The 15,684-nt window shown below is 64.0% G+C and carries 15 protein-coding genes; 8 read left to right on the top strand and 7 right to left on the bottom strand.

The window, feature by feature from the left end; all coding sequences use genetic code 11:
• Positions 1-319 precede the first annotated feature (319 nt).
• The 4 genes from gcvH to gcvT all read left to right on the top strand — a co-directional run bounded on the left by gcvH (position 320) and on the right by gcvT (position 6,284).
• Positions 320-703, top strand: a complete 384-nt coding sequence (gene gcvH, locus ACN0X6_RS01090; protein ID WP_017361715.1) for a glycine cleavage system protein GcvH — start codon at positions 320-322, stop codon at positions 701-703.
• Positions 704-712: 9 nt separating this feature from the next.
• Positions 713-3,565 (top strand): aminomethyl-transferring glycine dehydrogenase, encoded by a 2,853-nt coding sequence (gene gcvP, locus ACN0X6_RS01085; RefSeq protein WP_417701373.1) that lies wholly within the window; start codon positions 713-715, stop codon positions 3,563-3,565.
• A gap of 271 nt (positions 3,566-3,836) precedes the next feature.
• The gene (gene glyA, locus ACN0X6_RS01080; RefSeq protein ID WP_417701371.1) at positions 3,837-5,090 is read left to right on the top strand and encodes a serine hydroxymethyltransferase; all 1,254 of its coding nucleotides are present in this window, start codon (positions 3,837-3,839) and stop codon (positions 5,088-5,090) included.
• 69 nt (positions 5,091-5,159) lie between these two features.
• Complete coding sequence (gcvT, locus tag ACN0X6_RS01075; RefSeq protein WP_417701369.1) at positions 5,160-6,284, top strand: glycine cleavage system aminomethyltransferase GcvT; 1,125 nt, start codon at positions 5,160-5,162, stop codon at positions 6,282-6,284.
• 191 nt (positions 6,285-6,475) lie between these two features.
• On the opposite strand, the gene ACN0X6_RS01070 is transcribed toward gcvT, so the two are convergent.
• Entirely contained in the window at positions 6,476-7,054 is a 579-nt protein-coding gene (locus ACN0X6_RS01070) for an NADPH-dependent FMN reductase (RefSeq protein WP_417701367.1), read from the bottom strand.
• An 84-nt stretch (positions 7,055-7,138) separates the two neighbouring features.
• On the opposite strand from ACN0X6_RS01070, the gene soxR reads away from it, so the two are divergent.
• Positions 7,139-7,591 carry a redox-sensitive transcriptional activator SoxR gene (gene soxR / locus ACN0X6_RS01065; RefSeq protein ID WP_417701729.1) on the top strand — a complete coding sequence of 151 codons (453 nt, stop codon included), beginning with the start codon at positions 7,139-7,141 and terminating at the stop codon, positions 7,589-7,591.
• On the opposite strand, the gene ACN0X6_RS01060 is transcribed toward soxR, so the two are convergent.
• Positions 7,588-7,941: a 5-carboxymethyl-2-hydroxymuconate Delta-isomerase gene (locus tag ACN0X6_RS01060; protein WP_417701366.1), complete on the bottom strand. Its 354-nt coding sequence runs from the start codon at positions 7,939-7,941 to the stop codon at positions 7,588-7,590. The genes soxR and ACN0X6_RS01060 overlap by 4 nt on opposite strands.
• A 483-nt stretch (positions 7,942-8,424) precedes the next feature.
• On the opposite strand from ACN0X6_RS01060, the gene ACN0X6_RS01055 reads away from it, so the two are divergent.
• Positions 8,425-9,684, top strand: a complete 1,260-nt coding sequence (locus ACN0X6_RS01055) for an OprD family porin (protein ID WP_417701365.1) — start codon at positions 8,425-8,427, stop codon at positions 9,682-9,684.
• Between the two features lie 232 nt (positions 9,685-9,916).
• Here ACN0X6_RS01055 and ACN0X6_RS01050 read toward each other — a convergent pair whose 3' ends face one another.
• Entirely contained in the window at positions 9,917-11,044 is a 1,128-nt protein-coding gene (locus ACN0X6_RS01050; RefSeq protein WP_417701363.1) for a M14-type cytosolic carboxypeptidase, read from the bottom strand.
• Between the two features lie 150 nt (positions 11,045-11,194).
• On the opposite strand from ACN0X6_RS01050, the gene ACN0X6_RS01045 reads away from it, so the two are divergent.
• The gene (locus tag ACN0X6_RS01045; protein ID WP_417701362.1) at positions 11,195-11,731 is read left to right on the top strand and encodes a tetratricopeptide repeat protein; all 537 of its coding nucleotides are present in this window, start codon (positions 11,195-11,197) and stop codon (positions 11,729-11,731) included.
• Positions 11,732-11,745: 14 nt separating this feature from the next.
• Here ACN0X6_RS01045 and ACN0X6_RS01040 read toward each other — a convergent pair whose 3' ends face one another.
• From ACN0X6_RS01040 to ACN0X6_RS01025, 4 genes are all read right to left on the bottom strand, one after another.
• On the bottom strand, positions 11,746-12,168 hold the full coding sequence (locus tag ACN0X6_RS01040; protein WP_417701360.1) for a YybH family protein: 423 nt from the start codon (positions 12,166-12,168) through the stop codon (positions 11,746-11,748).
• 21 nt (positions 12,169-12,189) lie between these two features.
• Positions 12,190-12,972, bottom strand: coding sequence for a DUF899 domain-containing protein (locus ACN0X6_RS01035; RefSeq protein WP_417701359.1), 783 nt, complete (start codon positions 12,970-12,972; stop codon positions 12,190-12,192).
• Between the two features lie 28 nt (positions 12,973-13,000).
• A complete protein-coding gene (locus tag ACN0X6_RS01030) occupies positions 13,001-13,363 on the bottom strand; it encodes a YciI family protein (RefSeq protein WP_417701357.1) in 363 nt (120 codons plus the stop codon).
• A gap of 200 nt (positions 13,364-13,563) precedes the next feature.
• On the bottom strand, positions 13,564-14,280 hold the full coding sequence (locus ACN0X6_RS01025; protein WP_417701356.1) for a UTRA domain-containing protein: 717 nt from the start codon (positions 14,278-14,280) through the stop codon (positions 13,564-13,566).
• Positions 14,281-14,596: 316 nt separating this feature from the next.
• Between ACN0X6_RS01025 and ACN0X6_RS01020 the strand changes: the two genes are divergently transcribed.
• On the top strand, positions 14,597-15,655 hold the full coding sequence (locus tag ACN0X6_RS01020; protein WP_072422729.1) for an ABC transporter substrate-binding protein: 1,059 nt from the start codon (positions 14,597-14,599) through the stop codon (positions 15,653-15,655).
• Positions 15,656-15,684: the final 29 nt, after the last annotated feature.

Here is a 15,684-nt window from a genome sequence, read left to right as displayed (position 1 = left end):
TTGTTTGTAAAACCTCCCAGTTACCGACCCTCGATGCCCCGGAGCGGTTCCAATCAGATAACGTATCGATATCATTACACCGTAACGATTAAGCAACAATCGAGCGAAAGCCACGTCCTGCCTGGTGCGACTTCGACTTTTCCATTTGCGACGCCTGGATTCGTAGCGATATCGTTCCAGAGGACTGTATACAAGCCCATGAAATATAATTAATTCTTTGATTTTATTGAAAATTTTTACATTGGCACCGGCATTGCAAACGCTTCCGCAACCTGCCCGCCACCTAGAAGCGGACACCATTACCCCCTGAGGAATTGACATGAGCGAGTTGCGTTTCACCGCCGATCACGAATGGCTGCGTCTGGACAACGATGGTCTGGTTACCGTCGGCATCACCCATTACGCCCAGGACGCGCTCGGCGACGTGGTGTATGTGCAACTGCCGGAAGCCAAGTCCTACGCCCAGGGCGAGGAAGTGGCGGTGCTGGAGTCGGTCAAGGCCGCCAGCAACATCGTCATGCCGCTGGACGGCGAGATCGTCGAAATCAACGCCGACCTGGAAGGCAGCCCGGAGCTGGTCAACGAGTCGCCGCTGGACAAGGCCTGGTTCTTCCGCATGCGCCTGGCCGACAACGCCGTGCTGGCCGACCTGCTGGACAAGGCCGGCTATGATCGTCTGTTGAACGCCAACGCCGACGCCTGAGTGACCGCCATGACCAAGCTCGATACCCAGAACGAATTCATCGCCCGCCACATCGGCCCGCGCGATGCCGACACCGCCGCCATGCTCGAATTGCTCGGCTATGACTCGGTCGACGCGCTGACCGGCGCGGTGATTCCCGAGAGCATCAAGGGCACCAGCATCCTCGGCGAGCAGCCGGGCCTCTCGGAAGCCGACGCCCTGGCCAAGATCAAGGCCATCGCCGCCAAGAACCTGCAGTTCAAGAATTTCATCGGCCAGGGTTACTACGGCACCCACACGCCGAGCCCGATCCTGCGCAACCTGCTGGAAAACCCGGCCTGGTACACCGCCTACACCCCGTACCAGCCGGAGATTTCCCAGGGCCGCCTGGAAGCGCTGCTGAACTTCCAGACCCTGATCAGCGACCTCACCGGCATGCAGATCGCCAACGCATCCCTGCTCGACGAAGCCACCGCTGCCGCCGAGGCCATGACCTTCTGCAAGCGTCTGTCGAAGAACAAGGCTGCCAACACCTTCTTCGTTTCCCAGCACTGCCACCCGCAGACCCTCGACGTGCTGCGCACCCGTGCCGAGCCGCTGGGCATCGACATCGAAGTCGGCGACGAAGCCGCCATCACTGACGCCAGCGCCTACTTCGGCGCGCTGCTGCAGTACCCGGCGAGCAACGGCGACATCTTCGACTACCGCGCGCTGGTCGAGCGTTTCCACGCCGCCAATGCCCTGGTGGCCGTCGCCGCCGACCTGCTGGCCCTGACCCTGCTCACCCCGCCGGGCGAGTTCGGCGCCGACGTCGCCCTGGGCAGCGCCCAGCGCTTCGGTGTGCCGCTGGGCTTCGGTGGCCCGCACGCCGCCTACTTCGCCACCCGCGACGCGTTCAAGCGCGACATGCCGGGCCGCCTGGTCGGCATGTCGGTCGACCGCTTCGGCAAGCCGGCCCTGCGCCTGGCCATGCAGACCCGCGAGCAGCACATCCGCCGCGAGAAGGCCACCAGTAACATCTGTACCGCTCAGGTGCTGCTGGCCAACATCGCCAGCATGTACGCCGTGTACCACGGCCCGAAAGGCCTGACCGAGATCGCGCAGCGCATCCACAGCTTCACCGCCATCCTCGCCCTGGGCCTGACCAAGCTGGGCCACAGCGTCGAGCAGCAGCACTTCTTCGACACCCTGAGCATCAAGACCGGCGCCAAGACCGCCGAGCTGCATGCCAAGGCCCGTGCTGCCGGCATCAACCTGCGCGAGATCGACGCCGAGCGTCTGGGTCTGTCGCTGGACGAAACCACCGACCAGGCCGCCGTCGAGGCGCTGCTGAACCTCTTCGCCGCTGACCAGGCAGCCCCTGCCGTCAGCGACCTGGCCGCGCAGATCGCGACCCGCCTGCCGCAGAATCTGCTGCGTCAGTCGCCGATCCTCAGCCACGAAGTGTTCAACCGCTACCACAGCGAAACCGAGCTGATGCGCTACCTGCGCAAGCTGGCTGACAAGGACCTGGCCCTGGACCGCAGCATGATCCCGCTGGGCTCCTGCACCATGAAGCTCAACGCCGCCAGCGAGATGATCCCGGTGACCTGGCCGGAATTCGGCAACCTGCACCCGTTCGCGCCGGTCGAGCAGGCCGCCGGTTACACCCAGCTGACCACTGAGCTGGAAGCCATGCTCTGCGCCGCCACCGGCTACGACGCCGTGTCGCTGCAGCCCAACGCCGGTTCCCAGGGCGAGTACGCCGGTCTGCTGGCCATCCGCGCCTACCACCTGAGCCGTGGCGACGATCAGCGCGACATCTGCCTGATCCCGCAATCGGCCCACGGCACCAACCCGGCGACCGCCTCCATGGCCGGCATGCGCGTGGTGGTCACTGCCTGTGATGCACGCGGCAACGTCGACATCGCCGATCTCAAGGCCAAGGCCGAAGAGCACAAGGATCGCCTCGCAGCGATCATGATCACCTACCCGTCCACCCACGGCGTGTTCGAGGAAGGCATCCGCGAGATCTGCCAGATCATCCACGACAACGGCGGCCAGGTGTACATCGACGGCGCCAACATGAACGCCATGGTCGGCCTCTGCGCGCCGGGCCAGTTCGGCGGCGACGTGTCGCACCTGAACCTGCACAAGACCTTCTGCATCCCGCACGGCGGCGGCGGCCCGGGCGTCGGCCCGATTGGCGTCAAGTCGCACCTGGCGCCGTTCCTGCCGGGCCATGCGCACATGGCACGCAAGATCGGAGCGGTCAGCGCCGCACCGTTCGGCAGCGCCAGCATCCTGCCGATCACCTGGATGTACATCACCATGATGGGCGGCAACGGCCTCAAGCGCGCGTCGCAGATGGCGATTCTCAACGCCAACTACATCGCCCGTCGTCTGGAAGAGCACTACCCGGTGCTGTACTCCGGCGAAGGCGGCCTGGTGGCGCACGAGTGCATCCTCGACATCCGTCCGCTGAAAGACAGCAGCGGCATCAGCGTCGACGACGTGGCCAAGCGCCTGATCGACTTCGGTTTCCACGCCCCGACCATGTCCTTCCCGGTCGCCGGCACCCTGATGATCGAGCCGACCGAGAGCGAGTCCAAGGAAGAGCTGGATCGCTTCTGCGACGCCATGATCGCCATCCGCGAGGAAATCCGCGCGGTCGAGCAGGGCCGTCTGGACAAGGACGACAACCCGCTGAAGAACGCCCCGCACACCGCCCTGGAACTGGTTGGCGAGTGGCACCACGCCTACAGCCGCGAGCAGGCCGTGTACCCGCTGGCGAGCCTGATCGAGGCCAAGTACTGGCCGCCGGTTGGCCGCGTGGACAACGTCTACGGCGACCGCAACCTGGTCTGCGCCTGCCCGTCCATCGAGGCGTACCAGGACGCGTAAGGCGCTTGTCTCCCCTCTCCCATTTATGGGGCGAAAGCGGAAAAAGCGAAGCACCGCTTCGCCCGCTTGAGCGCCCTGAGCTCTGCGAAGGGCTGGGGCGCGGAGCGGGGGCCGGGGGAGAGGGTAAAGCGGTTGTCTACGCAGCCCCCTCTCCCTAGCCCTCTCCCCGAGGGGAGAGGGAACCGTTCTTCGCTTCATCCAGTTCCTTTCGGCTCCCCTCACCGGGGCGGGCCGACTGCATCCCGAGAAAAACGATAAAGAGGGCCTCACCATGTTCAGCAAGCACGACCAACTGCAGGGCTATGACGATGCCCTGCTCGCGGCGATCCAGGCCGAAGAACAGCGCCAGGAAGACCATATCGAGCTGATCGCCTCGGAGAACTACTGCAGCCAGCGCGTGATGCAGGCGCAAGGCAGTGGCCTGACCAACAAGTACGCCGAAGGCTATCCGGGCAAGCGTTACTACGGTGGTTGCGAGCATGTGGACAAGGTCGAGGCGCTGGCCATCGAGCGCGCCAAGGCCCTGTTCGGCGCCGACTACGCCAACGTCCAGCCGCACTCCGGCTCCTCGGCCAACAGCGCCGTGTACCTGGCACTGCTGAACGCGGGCGACACCATCCTCGGCATGAGCCTGGCGCACGGCGGCCACCTGACCCACGGCGCCAAGGTGTCGTCCTCGGGCAAGCTCTACAACGCCGTGCAGTACGGCATCGACGAGAACGGCCTGATCGATTACGACGAGGTCGAGCGTCTGGCCATCGAGCACAAGCCGAAGATGATCGTCGCCGGTTTCTCGGCCTACTCGCGCGTGCTGGACTTCCCCCGTTTCCGCGCCATTGCCGACAAGGTCGGGGCGCTGCTGTTCGTCGACATGGCGCACGTCGCCGGCCTGGTCGCGGCTGGTCTGTACCCCAACCCGGTGCCGTTCGCCGATGTGGTCACCACCACCACGCACAAGACCCTGCGCGGTCCGCGTGGCGGCCTGATCCTCGCGCGGGGCAACGAAGAGATCGAGAAGAAGCTCAACTCCGCCGTGTTCCCCGGCGCCCAGGGCGGCCCGCTGATGCATGTGATCGCGGCCAAGGCCGTGTGCTTCAAGGAAGCGCTGGAGCCGGGCTTCAAGACCTACCAGCAGCAGGTGATCGACAACGCCCGCGCCATGGCGGCAGTGTTCGTCGAGCGCGGCTATGACGTGGTCTCCGGCGGCACCGACAACCACCTGATGCTGATCAGCCTGGTCAAGCAGGGCCTGACCGGCAAGGCGGCTGACGCGGCCCTTGGCGATGCCCACATCACGGTGAACAAGAACGCCGTGCCGAACGACCCGCAGTCGCCGTTCGTCACCTCCGGCATCCGTATCGGCACCCCGGCGGTGACCACTCGCGGCTTCAAGGAAGGCGAATGCCGCACCTTGGCCGGCTGGATCTGCGACATCCTCGACGACCTGGAAAACCCGGCCGTGATCGAGCGCGTGCGCGGCCAGGTCGCCGACCTGTGCGCCACCTTCCCGGTCTACGCTGACTGATACCCGACTGACCACGGGCCGCGCGGCGGCCCCAACCGGTGCGCGTGGCGCACCCAACAGGAAATCGACATGACCACTGAAACTCTCGCCAAGACTCCGCTGCACGCTCTGCACCTCGAACTCGGCGCGCGCATGGTGCCCTTCGCCGGCTACGACATGCCCGTGCAGTACCCGTTGGGCGTGATGAAGGAGCACCTGCACACCCGCGACGCCGCCGGCCTGTTCGACGTTTCGCACATGGGCCAGATCCTGCTGCGTGGCGAGCACGCCGCGCGCGCCCTGGAAACCCTGGTGCCGGTGGACATCATCGACCTGCCGGTGGGCATGCAGCGCTACGCCATGTTCACCGATGCCCAGGGCGGCATCCTCGACGACCTGATGGTCGCCAACCTGGGTGACGACACCCTGTACCTGGTAGTCAACGCCGCCTGCAAGGATCAGGACCTGGCGCACCTGAAGAAGCACATCGGCGAGCAGTGCCAGATCGAGTGCCTGTTCGAAGAGCGTGCCCTGCTCGCCCTGCAAGGCCCGAAAGCGGTCGAGGTCCTGGCGCGCCTGGCGCCGGAGGTGAGCAAGATGACTTTCATGCAGGTCGCCCGCGTGCACCTGCTGGGCAGCGAATGCATCGTCAGCCGCAGCGGCTACACCGGCGAAGACGGTTTCGAGATTTCCGTCGCCGTGGACCAGGCCGAAGCCCTGGCGCGCAGCCTGCTGGCCGAAGTGGAAGTCGAGGCCATCGGCCTGGGTGCGCGTGACTCGCTGCGCCTGGAAGCCGGTCTGTGCCTCTACGGCCACGACATGAGCAGCGCCACCACGCCGATCGAAGCCAGCCTGCTGTGGGCCATATCCAAGGTGCGTCGTGCCGATGGCGAGCGCGCCGGCAACTTCCCGGGCGCCGAGCGCGTATTCGAGCAGCAGCAGAAAGGCGTGGCGCGCAAGCGTGTCGGCCTGCTGCCGCAGGAGCGTGTACCGGTGCGTGAAGGCGCGGAAATCGTCGACGCCGACGGCCAGGTGATCGGCCAGGTGTGCAGCGGCGGCTTCGGCCCGACCCTCGGCGCGCCGGTGGCCATGGGTTACGTCAACGCCAGCCACACCGCCATCGACAGCGACGTCTGGGCCGTGGTACGCGGCAAGCGCGTGGCGATGAAAGTGGCCAAGACCCCGTTCGTGCCGCAGCGCTACTACCGCGGCTGAACCAGTCACCCAGGGTGGATCGCGCTTTACCGGTCCCTCAATGGTGCCGTGGCGGTGGATGAAAAAAACGTCATCCACCCTACGCCGACCCGCTCGCGTCCAGCGCGCAGTTCGTAGGGCGGCTGCGTAGCCCGGATGCAATCCGGGGATACCCTCAAAAGCTCCCGGATTGCATCCGGGCTACGGCGTGTCTACCCCCTGATCCGCTCATAGGGCACCCGCTCGCGCCCGGCGCGTAGTGTCTGTGCCCACCAGTTCAGCTGCACCAGCGTATGCGCCAGCGCCGAGTTGGCGCGCCGTGGTTCGCTCAATCGGCCCTGGTCATCAAACTGTTCCCAGGCATTGGTGAAGCTCACCGAGCCGCGCACCGTCATTGCATGCAACTCGGCCAGCACCTGGCGCAGTTGCTCCACCGCGCGCAACCCGCCGGATACTCCGCCATAACTGACGAATCCCACCGGCCGCGCCTCCCAGGATGCCGGCACCTCGTCGATGAACTGCTTGAGCGCCGCCGGATAGCCGTGGTTGTACTCCGGTGTGACGATCAGAAAGGCATCGGCACGCAGCAACTGCTGCAGCGATTGATGCCGGCGTTCAGCAAGCGCCTGCGCCTCGCCAGGCTGGCGAAACATCACGGCCGGATCGACCAGGCTCAGCTCGAATTCGCTGCGCTGCTCGATCTGTTCGCGCGCCCAGGCCACCACCTGGTCGCAAAAGCGCTCTTCACGCACGCTGCCGTAAATCAGCACCAGTCGGATGCAGTCCTGCATGGAATTGCCCTCGGTGTTGTCTATCAAGGCCAGCGAGGGTAAAACCTCAACTTAACTTGAGGTCAACAGGAATTTCTCATGGACATGCACCGCGCTTTTCACGAGCGTCCGCTGAGCGTCGGCCAGGTAGCCGAGCGCAGTGGCGTGGCGGTTTCCACACTGCATTTCTACGAAGCCAAGGGTTTGATCCACAGCCAACGCAATGCCGGTAATCAGCGACGTTATCGGCGCGATGTGCTGCGCCGCGTGGCGCTCATCAAGGTGGCGCAGCGCCTGGGTATTCCCCTGGCAGATATCGGTTTGGCGCTGAGCACGCTGCCTTGCGACCACATCCCCACGGCTGCGGACTGGCAGCGACTGTCAGCGCAGTGGCAGCACGACCTGGACGCACGCATCGAGCAAATGACGCGGCTACGCGACCAGCTCACCGGCTGTATCGGTTGCGGTTGCCTGTCGATGCAGGACTGCCCACTGCGCAACCCCAGCGACGAACTCGGTGAACAGGGCGCAGGGGCACGTCTGCTGGAGACGGATTAATCGTCCAGGCAGTTGCGCCTGTTGCTGAACACCTCGCGGCAAATGTCGCGCACGTCCAGGGAGATCGCCGGCACCTGCGGCAGGCGCTCGACCAGTGTGCGCACGATCCGTCGCGACAGCGCCCGCTTGTCGTCGTCGCTGCGCCCGGCCAGCACGTAGAAGATCAGGTGCACGAACAACCCTGGCTCGCCACCCACGCAGTGATGCTCGTACAGGCTCAGGCGTACCTTGACCTCGCCGGGCTGGAACAGCCCCGTCTCGGCCGCCTGGTCATGCACCAGCTGCACCAACTCCTGCGGTGCAATCAGCTCACCCACCTCGCGGGCGGCTTCGATCAGGCAATGCGGCATGGATAAACCCTTGATGCAGGTAAATTTGTCATACGTTATCACACAACAAATTCGATACCAGATGGTTTACCGGCTCTGCACAGAACCGCGCTGAAAGCCCATGGCATCGCCAATAGCACCGCTGCAAGGGGAAAACCTACTCAGACTTTCGTCTAGCCATACGTTGACAAGCGATAAAAAGGCTGTCGATAATCCAGCAAGTTGTATGACGACATATAACAACGATAACAACAAGAATCAGGGCCATGACATGACTATCCTTGCCTCTCCCTCAGCGCAGCAGTCCCTCGCCTGCTCGGCACCCATAGCCGCCACACGCCATAGCACCGGATTCGCCGGAGGCTGACGTCAGCCACCAGCAATGACCGGCCGCGTTCGGCCGGACTATCGCCCTCTACGGGGCAAACACAACATTCCCATCATGCAGGTCCTGATGCAGACCGGCAGGGGATGGTTCGTTCAAAAACTGGGAGCACAACAACAATGACCGCACGCAACATCATTCCATTGGCCCTGCTTGGCAGCACGGCCCTGGCCCTGGTTATGCCGACCACCACGCACGCTGCCGGCTTCGTCGAAGACGCCAAGGTCACCCTCGGCCTGCGCAACTACTACTTCAACCGCAACTACCTGAACGGCACCGACCCCGTGATCCGTGGCGAGCGCCAGGGCCAGGCAGAAGGCTGGACGCAGAACTTCATCCTCGATGCCCGCTCCGGTTTCACTCAGGGCACTGTCGGCTTTGGCCTCGATGTGCTCGGTCTGTACAGCATCAAGCTGGACGGCAACCGTGGCGCCGCCAACACCCAACTGATGCCGATCCATGACGACGGCCAGGCCGCCGACCAGTTCGGCCGCACCGCCGTAGCTGCCAAGGCCAAGATTTCCAAGACCGAACTGAAGGTCGGCGAGTGGTTCGCCGTGCTGCCGATCCTGCGCGCCGACGACGGTCGTTCGCTGCCGCAAACCTTCCAGGGCGCCCAGCTGACTTCCAACGAGATCGATGGCCTGACCCTGTACGGCGGCCAGTTCTGGAAGAACAGCCAGCGCAACGATGCCAGCCGTGAGGACATGTCGTTCAATGGCGTGGAAGGCGATGACTTCAACTTCGGTGGTGGTGAGTTCCGTTTCAACGGCAACAACACCATGGTCGGCGCCTGGCACGCTCGCCTGGAAGACGTTTATCAGCAGAGCTTCCTGCAGTTGACCCACAGTCAGCCTGTCGGTGACTGGGTGCTGGGCGCCAACCTCGGCTACTTCAACGGCAAGGACGAAGGCGCGGCCAAGGCCGGCGACCTGGACAACAAGGTGTATCAAGGTGCGCTGTCGGCCAAGAGAGGCAACAACACCTTCCAGGTCACCTACCAGCGACTGAGCGGTGACACCAAGTTCCTGCGTATCGACGGCGCCAGTGGCGGCTCGCTGGTCAACGACGGTTTCCTGTCGGCGTTCGACAGCCCCGAGGAGCGTTCCTGGCAGCTGCGTCATGACTACAACTTCGCCGGCCTCGGCGTCCCGGGCCTGACCCTGATGAACCGCTACACCAGCGGCTCCAACATCCACACTGGCGGCCGCACCGATGCCGAAGAGTGGAGCCGTGAGACCGAGCTGGCCTACACCATCCAGGAAGGCACCCTGAAGAACCTGAACGTGCGCTGGCGTAACTCCAACGTCCGCCGCGACGTTGGCCAGGATCTGCACGAGAACCGTCTGATCATCAACTATCCGCTGTCGATTCTGTAATACCGGACGCATCACTGCGTCCTATTGACTCCTGTGTGTTAACGGCACTTTACGCCCGTCCTCGTGACGGGCTTTTTTTGCCTGGAAAATGACTGCCTCTCCCCGGCCGCACAGGCAGCTTGCCTTGGGAAAACGTAGGGTGGATGTCGCTTTTTACATCCACCAGAGCGGTGGATCGGCAAAGCGTGATCCACCCTGCCTGTGCTGCGCATCGATGAGCCGTGCGCGCGCCCTACCTCAAGCTCGCGACCATCTGCGCCAGCACGGTCAACACATCCTGCCCCAGCTTCTGCGAGCGTGCGCCATTCCAGCCGGTGCGTGGTTGTGGGCTGTCGTCGTGGTCCTTGAACGGCATCTCGATGGTGAACGACAGGCAATCGAAGGCCTGGCCGACGGCGTTGCAGGCCAGGGTCAGGTTGGCCTGGCCTGGCGCGTCACGCGGATAACCGAAACGGGTCTGGAACTCGGCGCCGATGCCAACCAGGCGACTGCGGAACTCTTCCTCCAGCGCCGCCAGCCGTGGGGTATAGCCCGGATTGCCCTCGCAACCGGCGGTGAACACGTGAGGGATCTCTTCGTCGCCATGAATATCGAGGAACAGATCGACGCCGATGCGCTGCATGTGCTGCTGCACGAACAACACCTCGGGGCTACGCTCGGAGCTGGCTGACTGCCAGGCGCGATTGAGGTCCTGCCCGGCCTGGTTGGTGCGCAGATGACCGCGATAGGCGCCGTCCGGGTTCATGTTCGGCACCAGATAGAACTCGGCCTCGGCCAGCAGCGCGGCGATCTCGGCATCCTGTGGATTCTGCAAACGCTCGATCAGCCCCTCCATGAACCACTCGGCCATATGCTCACCCGGATGCTGCTGGGCGATGATCCACAGTTTGCGCGCAGCGCCCGCCTGGCCACCGATGCGCAGCAACTGGATATCACGGCCTTCCAGACTTCTGCCGCTGGCCACCAGTTCGGCGCCGCGCTCCAGCGCGTTGGCAATCAAGCGTTCATGCCGCGCTCGCGGGTAGGGCTCGAAATAGGCGAACCAGACGCGCTCGTGCTCGGCCTGCAACTCGAAGTGCAGCTGCCCATCCTGATAACGGGTGGGCACGCGAAACCAGTCCTGCTGATCGTAACTGGCCACGGCCTGGTAACCGGTCCAGGCACGGTTGTAGGCCGATTGCCCGGCGTTGGTCAGGCAAAACCCATAACCCTGACCAGGCTGCAGGCCATCGACCTGAAAGTGAAACCACTGGTAATGGTGGCTGTTGAGGTCCGGCCGCATGGCCAGCAGTACGCGCTGCGGGTCACTGGCGTCGATGACCTGGATGTTGCCACTGTCGAAATCCGCGCTGATCTTCATGACTACCTCGTAAGCGAAATCAGCGCTCAGGATTGCAGTTCATGGCGCGAGTGTGAAGTCGACACTGCACAGACGGATCAGAGCGAACTAAGGTGAGCGCGGCAGGCCTAATAGCGACTTGCCCTGTTTATTGCCTACGGAGTCACTGCCATGCCCAGCCCGATCAGCCCGCTTCACGCCATCACCGCCCTGCTCGCCCTCGCGCTGCTGGCGGGCTGCGCCGGGCGGGAAGCCGACTCCGCCGCAGCGGAAAAACAGCCTCAGGTCGAACAGCCCGTCACCCAGACCGAGCAGGATCAGCTGCGCCAACAAGCCCAACGCGGTGATCTGGAAAGCCAGTTCCAGCTCGGCAGCAGCTACTTCGTCGGTCAGCCGGAGAAGAACCTCAAGCAGGCCGAATACTGGTGGAAGCAGGCTGCAGACAAGGGCCACGGCATGGCTGCGGTCAGCCTGGCCTACCTCTATACCGGCCGTGACGCCCCTGAGTTCGCCAACCAGCGTGACATGCTCAAGTACCTCAACCAGTCAGCCGCTGCGGGCAACCCGATGGCGCAGCATGTGCTGGGCAATCTCTACCGTCGCGGCGAAGGTGGCGTATCGCGCGATCCCGACCAGGCCCAGCGCCTGTACCAGAGTGCCTGCCAGCAGAACTACGAGCCGTCCTGCATGGCGCTGGGTCGTCAGTAGTCAACGGCCCTGCATCAGGGCTGCAGATCGAACAGCGCCTTACCGCTTTCCATGTCGCTCGGGGCAGAGAAATGCTCGTGGAAGATCAGCCAGCGACCGCCCTGGCGGCGCAGGCACTGGGTCACGCGCATCCAGCAGGTCTCCAGCTCGCCCTTTTCATTGGCGCCGCCGCAATGCAGCAGGTAATGGGTCACGCCCAGATCGCCGCTGGCGCTGAAGGTCGGCTCGTGCGGTTCGAACATCCCCGGGCCGCTGCACATCTCCATGCAGGCCTGCCAATGCGCCTGGTACGCCGGGCGCCCCTGGAAACGCAACGGGCCGATGGCATCGTAGGACACCACGTCCTCGACGTAGTGACCCATGATGCGCGCCACGTCCTTGCTGCGGCAGGCTTCGGTCCAGTCGTTAAGGGCATCTTGCAGTTCGTGCTGACTCATGTCGTTCTCCTTCGCTGAGGTTCAGGCCTTGTGGCCGCAGCAGTCGTGGGTAGGCGCGGTCTGTTCGTACTCGTCGTGCAGGCGCGTCCAGTTGAGCCCCTTGCCGTCCAGATCGGGCATGCCATCCCAACCCTCGCCGCGGCCAAAAGGCGTGAAGTCGAGGAAGTGGAAACTGCTCATCAGCATCTCCACGCCTCGGCCATAGGTGGAATAGGTGTGATAGATGCGCCCACCGTCGCGCAGGAACACGCTGACACCGGGCTGCTCGCCCTGGATGTGATAGGTCAGGCCCAGTCGCTTGAGCTCGTCTTTGTCGCGGTAGTTGTATTCGACCGGCGCGACCTGCTCATCGGTGGTGGCGTGGTAGTCGTAGTTGAAGCGACTGCCGTAGGCGCTGTACCAGGGCAGCGTCCAGCCCATGCGCCGCTTGAAGGCCTCGAGATCGGCCAGCGGCGCCCGCGAAACCAGCACCAGGTTGGTATCGCGGGCATGCAGGTGGGACGGGTGGCCGATGTTGTCCACCACACAGGAGCAGCCGTCGCAGCCCTCGCCACGGTCCATGTGATACATGAAGTGGTAGACGATCAACTGGCTGCGCCCGTCGAACAACGCCTCCAGGCCGACCTCACCTTGCGGGCCCTGGAAGCGGTAGTCCTCTTCCACCAGCACCATGGGCAGGGCACGGCGGGCGCGGTTGAGCGCGTCGCGCTGGCGGGTCAGTGCCTTTTCCTGCTCGAGCAGCGCCTTGCGGGCGGCCAGCCACTGCTCACGCGTGGCGACCTGGGGAATATAACGACGGTCCATGAGGGTTCTCCTGCTGAACGAGGGCCGCTCAGTGCTGAGCGGCCGGGTCGACATCCAGTTGGCGAATCGGCCGCACTTCCACGCAGCCGACACGTGCGGCGGGAATGTGGCCGGCGAGCTGGATGGCCTCGTTGAGGTCGCGCGCCTCGATCAGGTAGAAGCCGGCGAGCTGCTCCTTGGTTTCGGCGAAGGGGCCATCGGTGATGTCCAGCTTGCCGCCACGCATGCGCACGGTGGTGGCGGTCTGCACCGACTGCAAGGCCTCGGCGGCGAGCATGCGCCCGCTCTCCTGCACACGCTGGGCGTAGGTGTGACACTCGCTGTCATGCGGGCTGTCGGGGGAGCTGTGCAGCTCCTGTTCGTTGGCGTAAACCAGGCAGAGGTATTTCATGAGGCGCTCCAGTTCCTTGGCGGGTGGGTACTGGATAGTCGAACGCGGCGAGCTCATTTCGACATTGGCCGGAAAAACATCTTTGCAGCCGACGAACGGTAGGGTGCGCCGCGCGCACCCACCTCTCCGGATTGCACCTGCCCCTCCTTGCGCACCGACGAGTCGAAGTCTGTCGGCAACCTCGGTGCGCGCAGCCCCCCCTACTCGGGGACTTCGACGCTGACGTGAATGGCGTCGTGACGCCAGAACTCCAGGTCGCAGTCGATGATGCGTCCGTGCTGGTCACGGTTGACGCGGGTGATGCGCAGCGCCGGGCTGCCGGGTGAAACCTTCAGGCTGGTCGCCGCCTCGGCATGCAGGGCGGTGGGCACCATGTCGAAGCGCACGCGGCCGTAGTGGATGCCGTATTCGCTGGCATAGAGGTCGGTCAGCGAGCGAGTCAGGTCGAACTCGAGAATGCCTGGGAAGTAGGCCGGATTCAGGTAGTGCTCGACATACAGCACCAGGCGCCCGTCGATGCGCCGCGCGCGGCACACCTGATAGACGCTCGACAGCGCCGGCAACTCCAGCACCTGGCAGATCTGCGCGGTAGCCGGCATCAGGCGCGCACTCAGGACCTCGGTCGCCGGCACCCGCCCCTGCTCGGCCACCATGGCGTGGAAGTGGGTACGCACCAGGGGGTTGTAAGCCACCCGTTGCGGCGAAACGAACCAGCCACGACGCTCCTCGCGATAGACCAGCCCCTGCGCCTCCAACTGGCCGAGCGCCTCGCGCAGGGTGATACGCGTGGTGTCGAACAACTCACTGAGCTTGCGCTCGGCCGGCAACTTGCTGCCGGAGGGCAACAGGCCCCGGTCGATCTGCTCCTGCAACGCACGGCAGATGAGGGTGACGGCCCGTGGCGCTTCTTCGCGCATCAATATTTCCCCTTTTGGACTAGTCCAGCCCCATCACAGGGCAAAAGTCACTCACTCAAACGGGTTACAAGACTAGGCAGTCTAGATGACTGATAGATGACAGCCTGGCTGCAAGCACGCTGCATGCCACCGCCACATCCATTCACAGCCCAATAAATCAGCGACTTATCCATGGTCTACGCTTGATGAGCGCGCCAGCGGACTGCTGCTAGACATCTGCCCGCCGTGGCTGGACATAAAACTGTCATCGAAGGCGCTTAGATTGGCTCGGGTATTGCTGATCTAGACCAACACTCTCACTGCAAAGGAGTTTCCAATGAAACAACTGCTGCTGGCTTCACTGATGGGCTCGGCCATCGCTCTGGCGACTTCCGCCATGGCCGAAGGCACCGACTTGCAGGCACTGGAAAAAGCCGCACGCGCCGAAGGCGCGGTGAATAGCGTGGGTATGCCTGACAGCTGGGCCAACTGGAAAGACACCTGGGCGGACCTGGCCAAGCTCTATGGCCTCAAGCACCAGGACACCGACATGAGCTCGGCGCAGGAAATCGCCAAGTTCGCCGCCGAGAAGGAGAACGCCACCGCCGACATCGGTGACGTCGGCGCCGCCTTCGGCCCCATCGCCGTACAACAGGGCGTGACCCAGCCGTACAAGCCGAGCACCTGGGCGCAGATTCCGGACTGGGCCAAGGACCAGGACGGTCACTGGATGCTGGCCTACACCGGCTCCATCGCCTTCATCGTCAACAAGCAACTGGTCAAGGACATCCCGCGCTCCTGGGCCGACCTCAAGACCGGCACCTACAAGGTTTCCGCCGGTGACGTGAGCACCGCTGCGCAAGCCGTGAACGGCGTACTGGCCGCCGCCATCGCCATGGGTGGCAACGAGAGCAACGTGCAACCGGCGCTGGATTTCTACGGCGAACTGGCCAAGCAGCGTCGCCTGTCGCTGGCCAACCCGACCATCCAGACCCTGGAAAAGGGTGAAGTGGAAGTCGGCATCGTCTGGGACTTCAATGGCCTGAGCTACCGCGACCAGATCGACCCCGAGCGCTTCGAGGTGCTGATCCCGTCCGACGGTTCGGTGATCTCCGGCTACAGCACCATCATCAACAAGTGGGCGAAGAACCCCAACGCCGCCAAGCTGACCCGCGAGTACATCCTCAGCGATGCCGGGCAGATCAACCTGGCCAAGGGCAACGCCCGCCCGATCCGCGCCGAGCACATCGAACTGCCGGCCGAGGTGCAGGCCAAGCTGCTGCCGCAAGAGCAGTACGCCAAGGTCCAGCCGATCAAGGATGCCGCTGCCTGGGAAGCCACGTCCAAGGCCCTGCCGCGCCTGTGGCAGGAGCACGTGATCATCAATATGAACTGATGCGGCTGCGACACCATTGATCCGTAGCC

The sequence above is a fragment of the Pseudomonas sp. genome (assembly GCF_048269965.1).
GTDB lineage: Bacteria > Pseudomonadota > Gammaproteobacteria > Pseudomonadales > Pseudomonadaceae > Aquipseudomonas.
This window is presented reverse-complemented; position numbering and strand designations above follow the sequence as displayed.

Bases quoted from the DNA above. Each gene is read 5' to 3' on its own strand.
- ACN0X6_RS01060 (WP_417701366.1), bottom strand. From the start codon at position 7,941: ATGCCGCATTGCCTGATCGAAGCCGCCCGCGAGGTGGGTGAGCTGATT.
- ACN0X6_RS01055 (WP_417701365.1), top strand. From the start codon at position 8,425: ATGACCGCACGCAACATCATTCCATTGGCCCTGCTTGGCAGCACGGCC.
- gcvH (WP_017361715.1), top strand. From the start codon at position 320: ATGAGCGAGTTGCGTTTCACCGCCGATCACGAATGGCTGCGTCTGGAC.
- ACN0X6_RS01040 (WP_417701360.1), bottom strand. From the start codon at position 12,168: ATGAGTCAGCACGAACTGCAAGATGCCCTTAACGACTGGACCGAAGCC.
- ACN0X6_RS01025 (WP_417701356.1), bottom strand. From the start codon at position 14,280: ATGCGCGAAGAAGCGCCACGGGCCGTCACCCTCATCTGCCGTGCGTTG.
- soxR (WP_417701729.1), top strand. From the start codon at position 7,139: ATGCACCGCGCTTTTCACGAGCGTCCGCTGAGCGTCGGCCAGGTAGCC.
- ACN0X6_RS01030 (WP_417701357.1), bottom strand. From the start codon at position 13,363: ATGAAATACCTCTGCCTGGTTTACGCCAACGAACAGGAGCTGCACAGC.
- ACN0X6_RS01045 (WP_417701362.1), top strand. From the start codon at position 11,195: ATGCCCAGCCCGATCAGCCCGCTTCACGCCATCACCGCCCTGCTCGCC.
- gcvT (WP_417701369.1), top strand. From the start codon at position 5,160: ATGACCACTGAAACTCTCGCCAAGACTCCGCTGCACGCTCTGCACCTC.
- ACN0X6_RS01035 (WP_417701359.1), bottom strand. From the start codon at position 12,972: ATGGACCGTCGTTATATTCCCCAGGTCGCCACGCGTGAGCAGTGGCTG.
- glyA (WP_417701371.1), top strand. From the start codon at position 3,837: ATGTTCAGCAAGCACGACCAACTGCAGGGCTATGACGATGCCCTGCTC.
- ACN0X6_RS01020 (WP_072422729.1), top strand. From the start codon at position 14,597: ATGAAACAACTGCTGCTGGCTTCACTGATGGGCTCGGCCATCGCTCTG.
- gcvP (WP_417701373.1), top strand. From the start codon at position 713: ATGACCAAGCTCGATACCCAGAACGAATTCATCGCCCGCCACATCGGC.
- ACN0X6_RS01070 (WP_417701367.1), bottom strand. From the start codon at position 7,054: ATGCAGGACTGCATCCGACTGGTGCTGATTTACGGCAGCGTGCGTGAA.
- ACN0X6_RS01050 (WP_417701363.1), bottom strand. From the start codon at position 11,044: ATGAAGATCAGCGCGGATTTCGACAGTGGCAACATCCAGGTCATCGAC.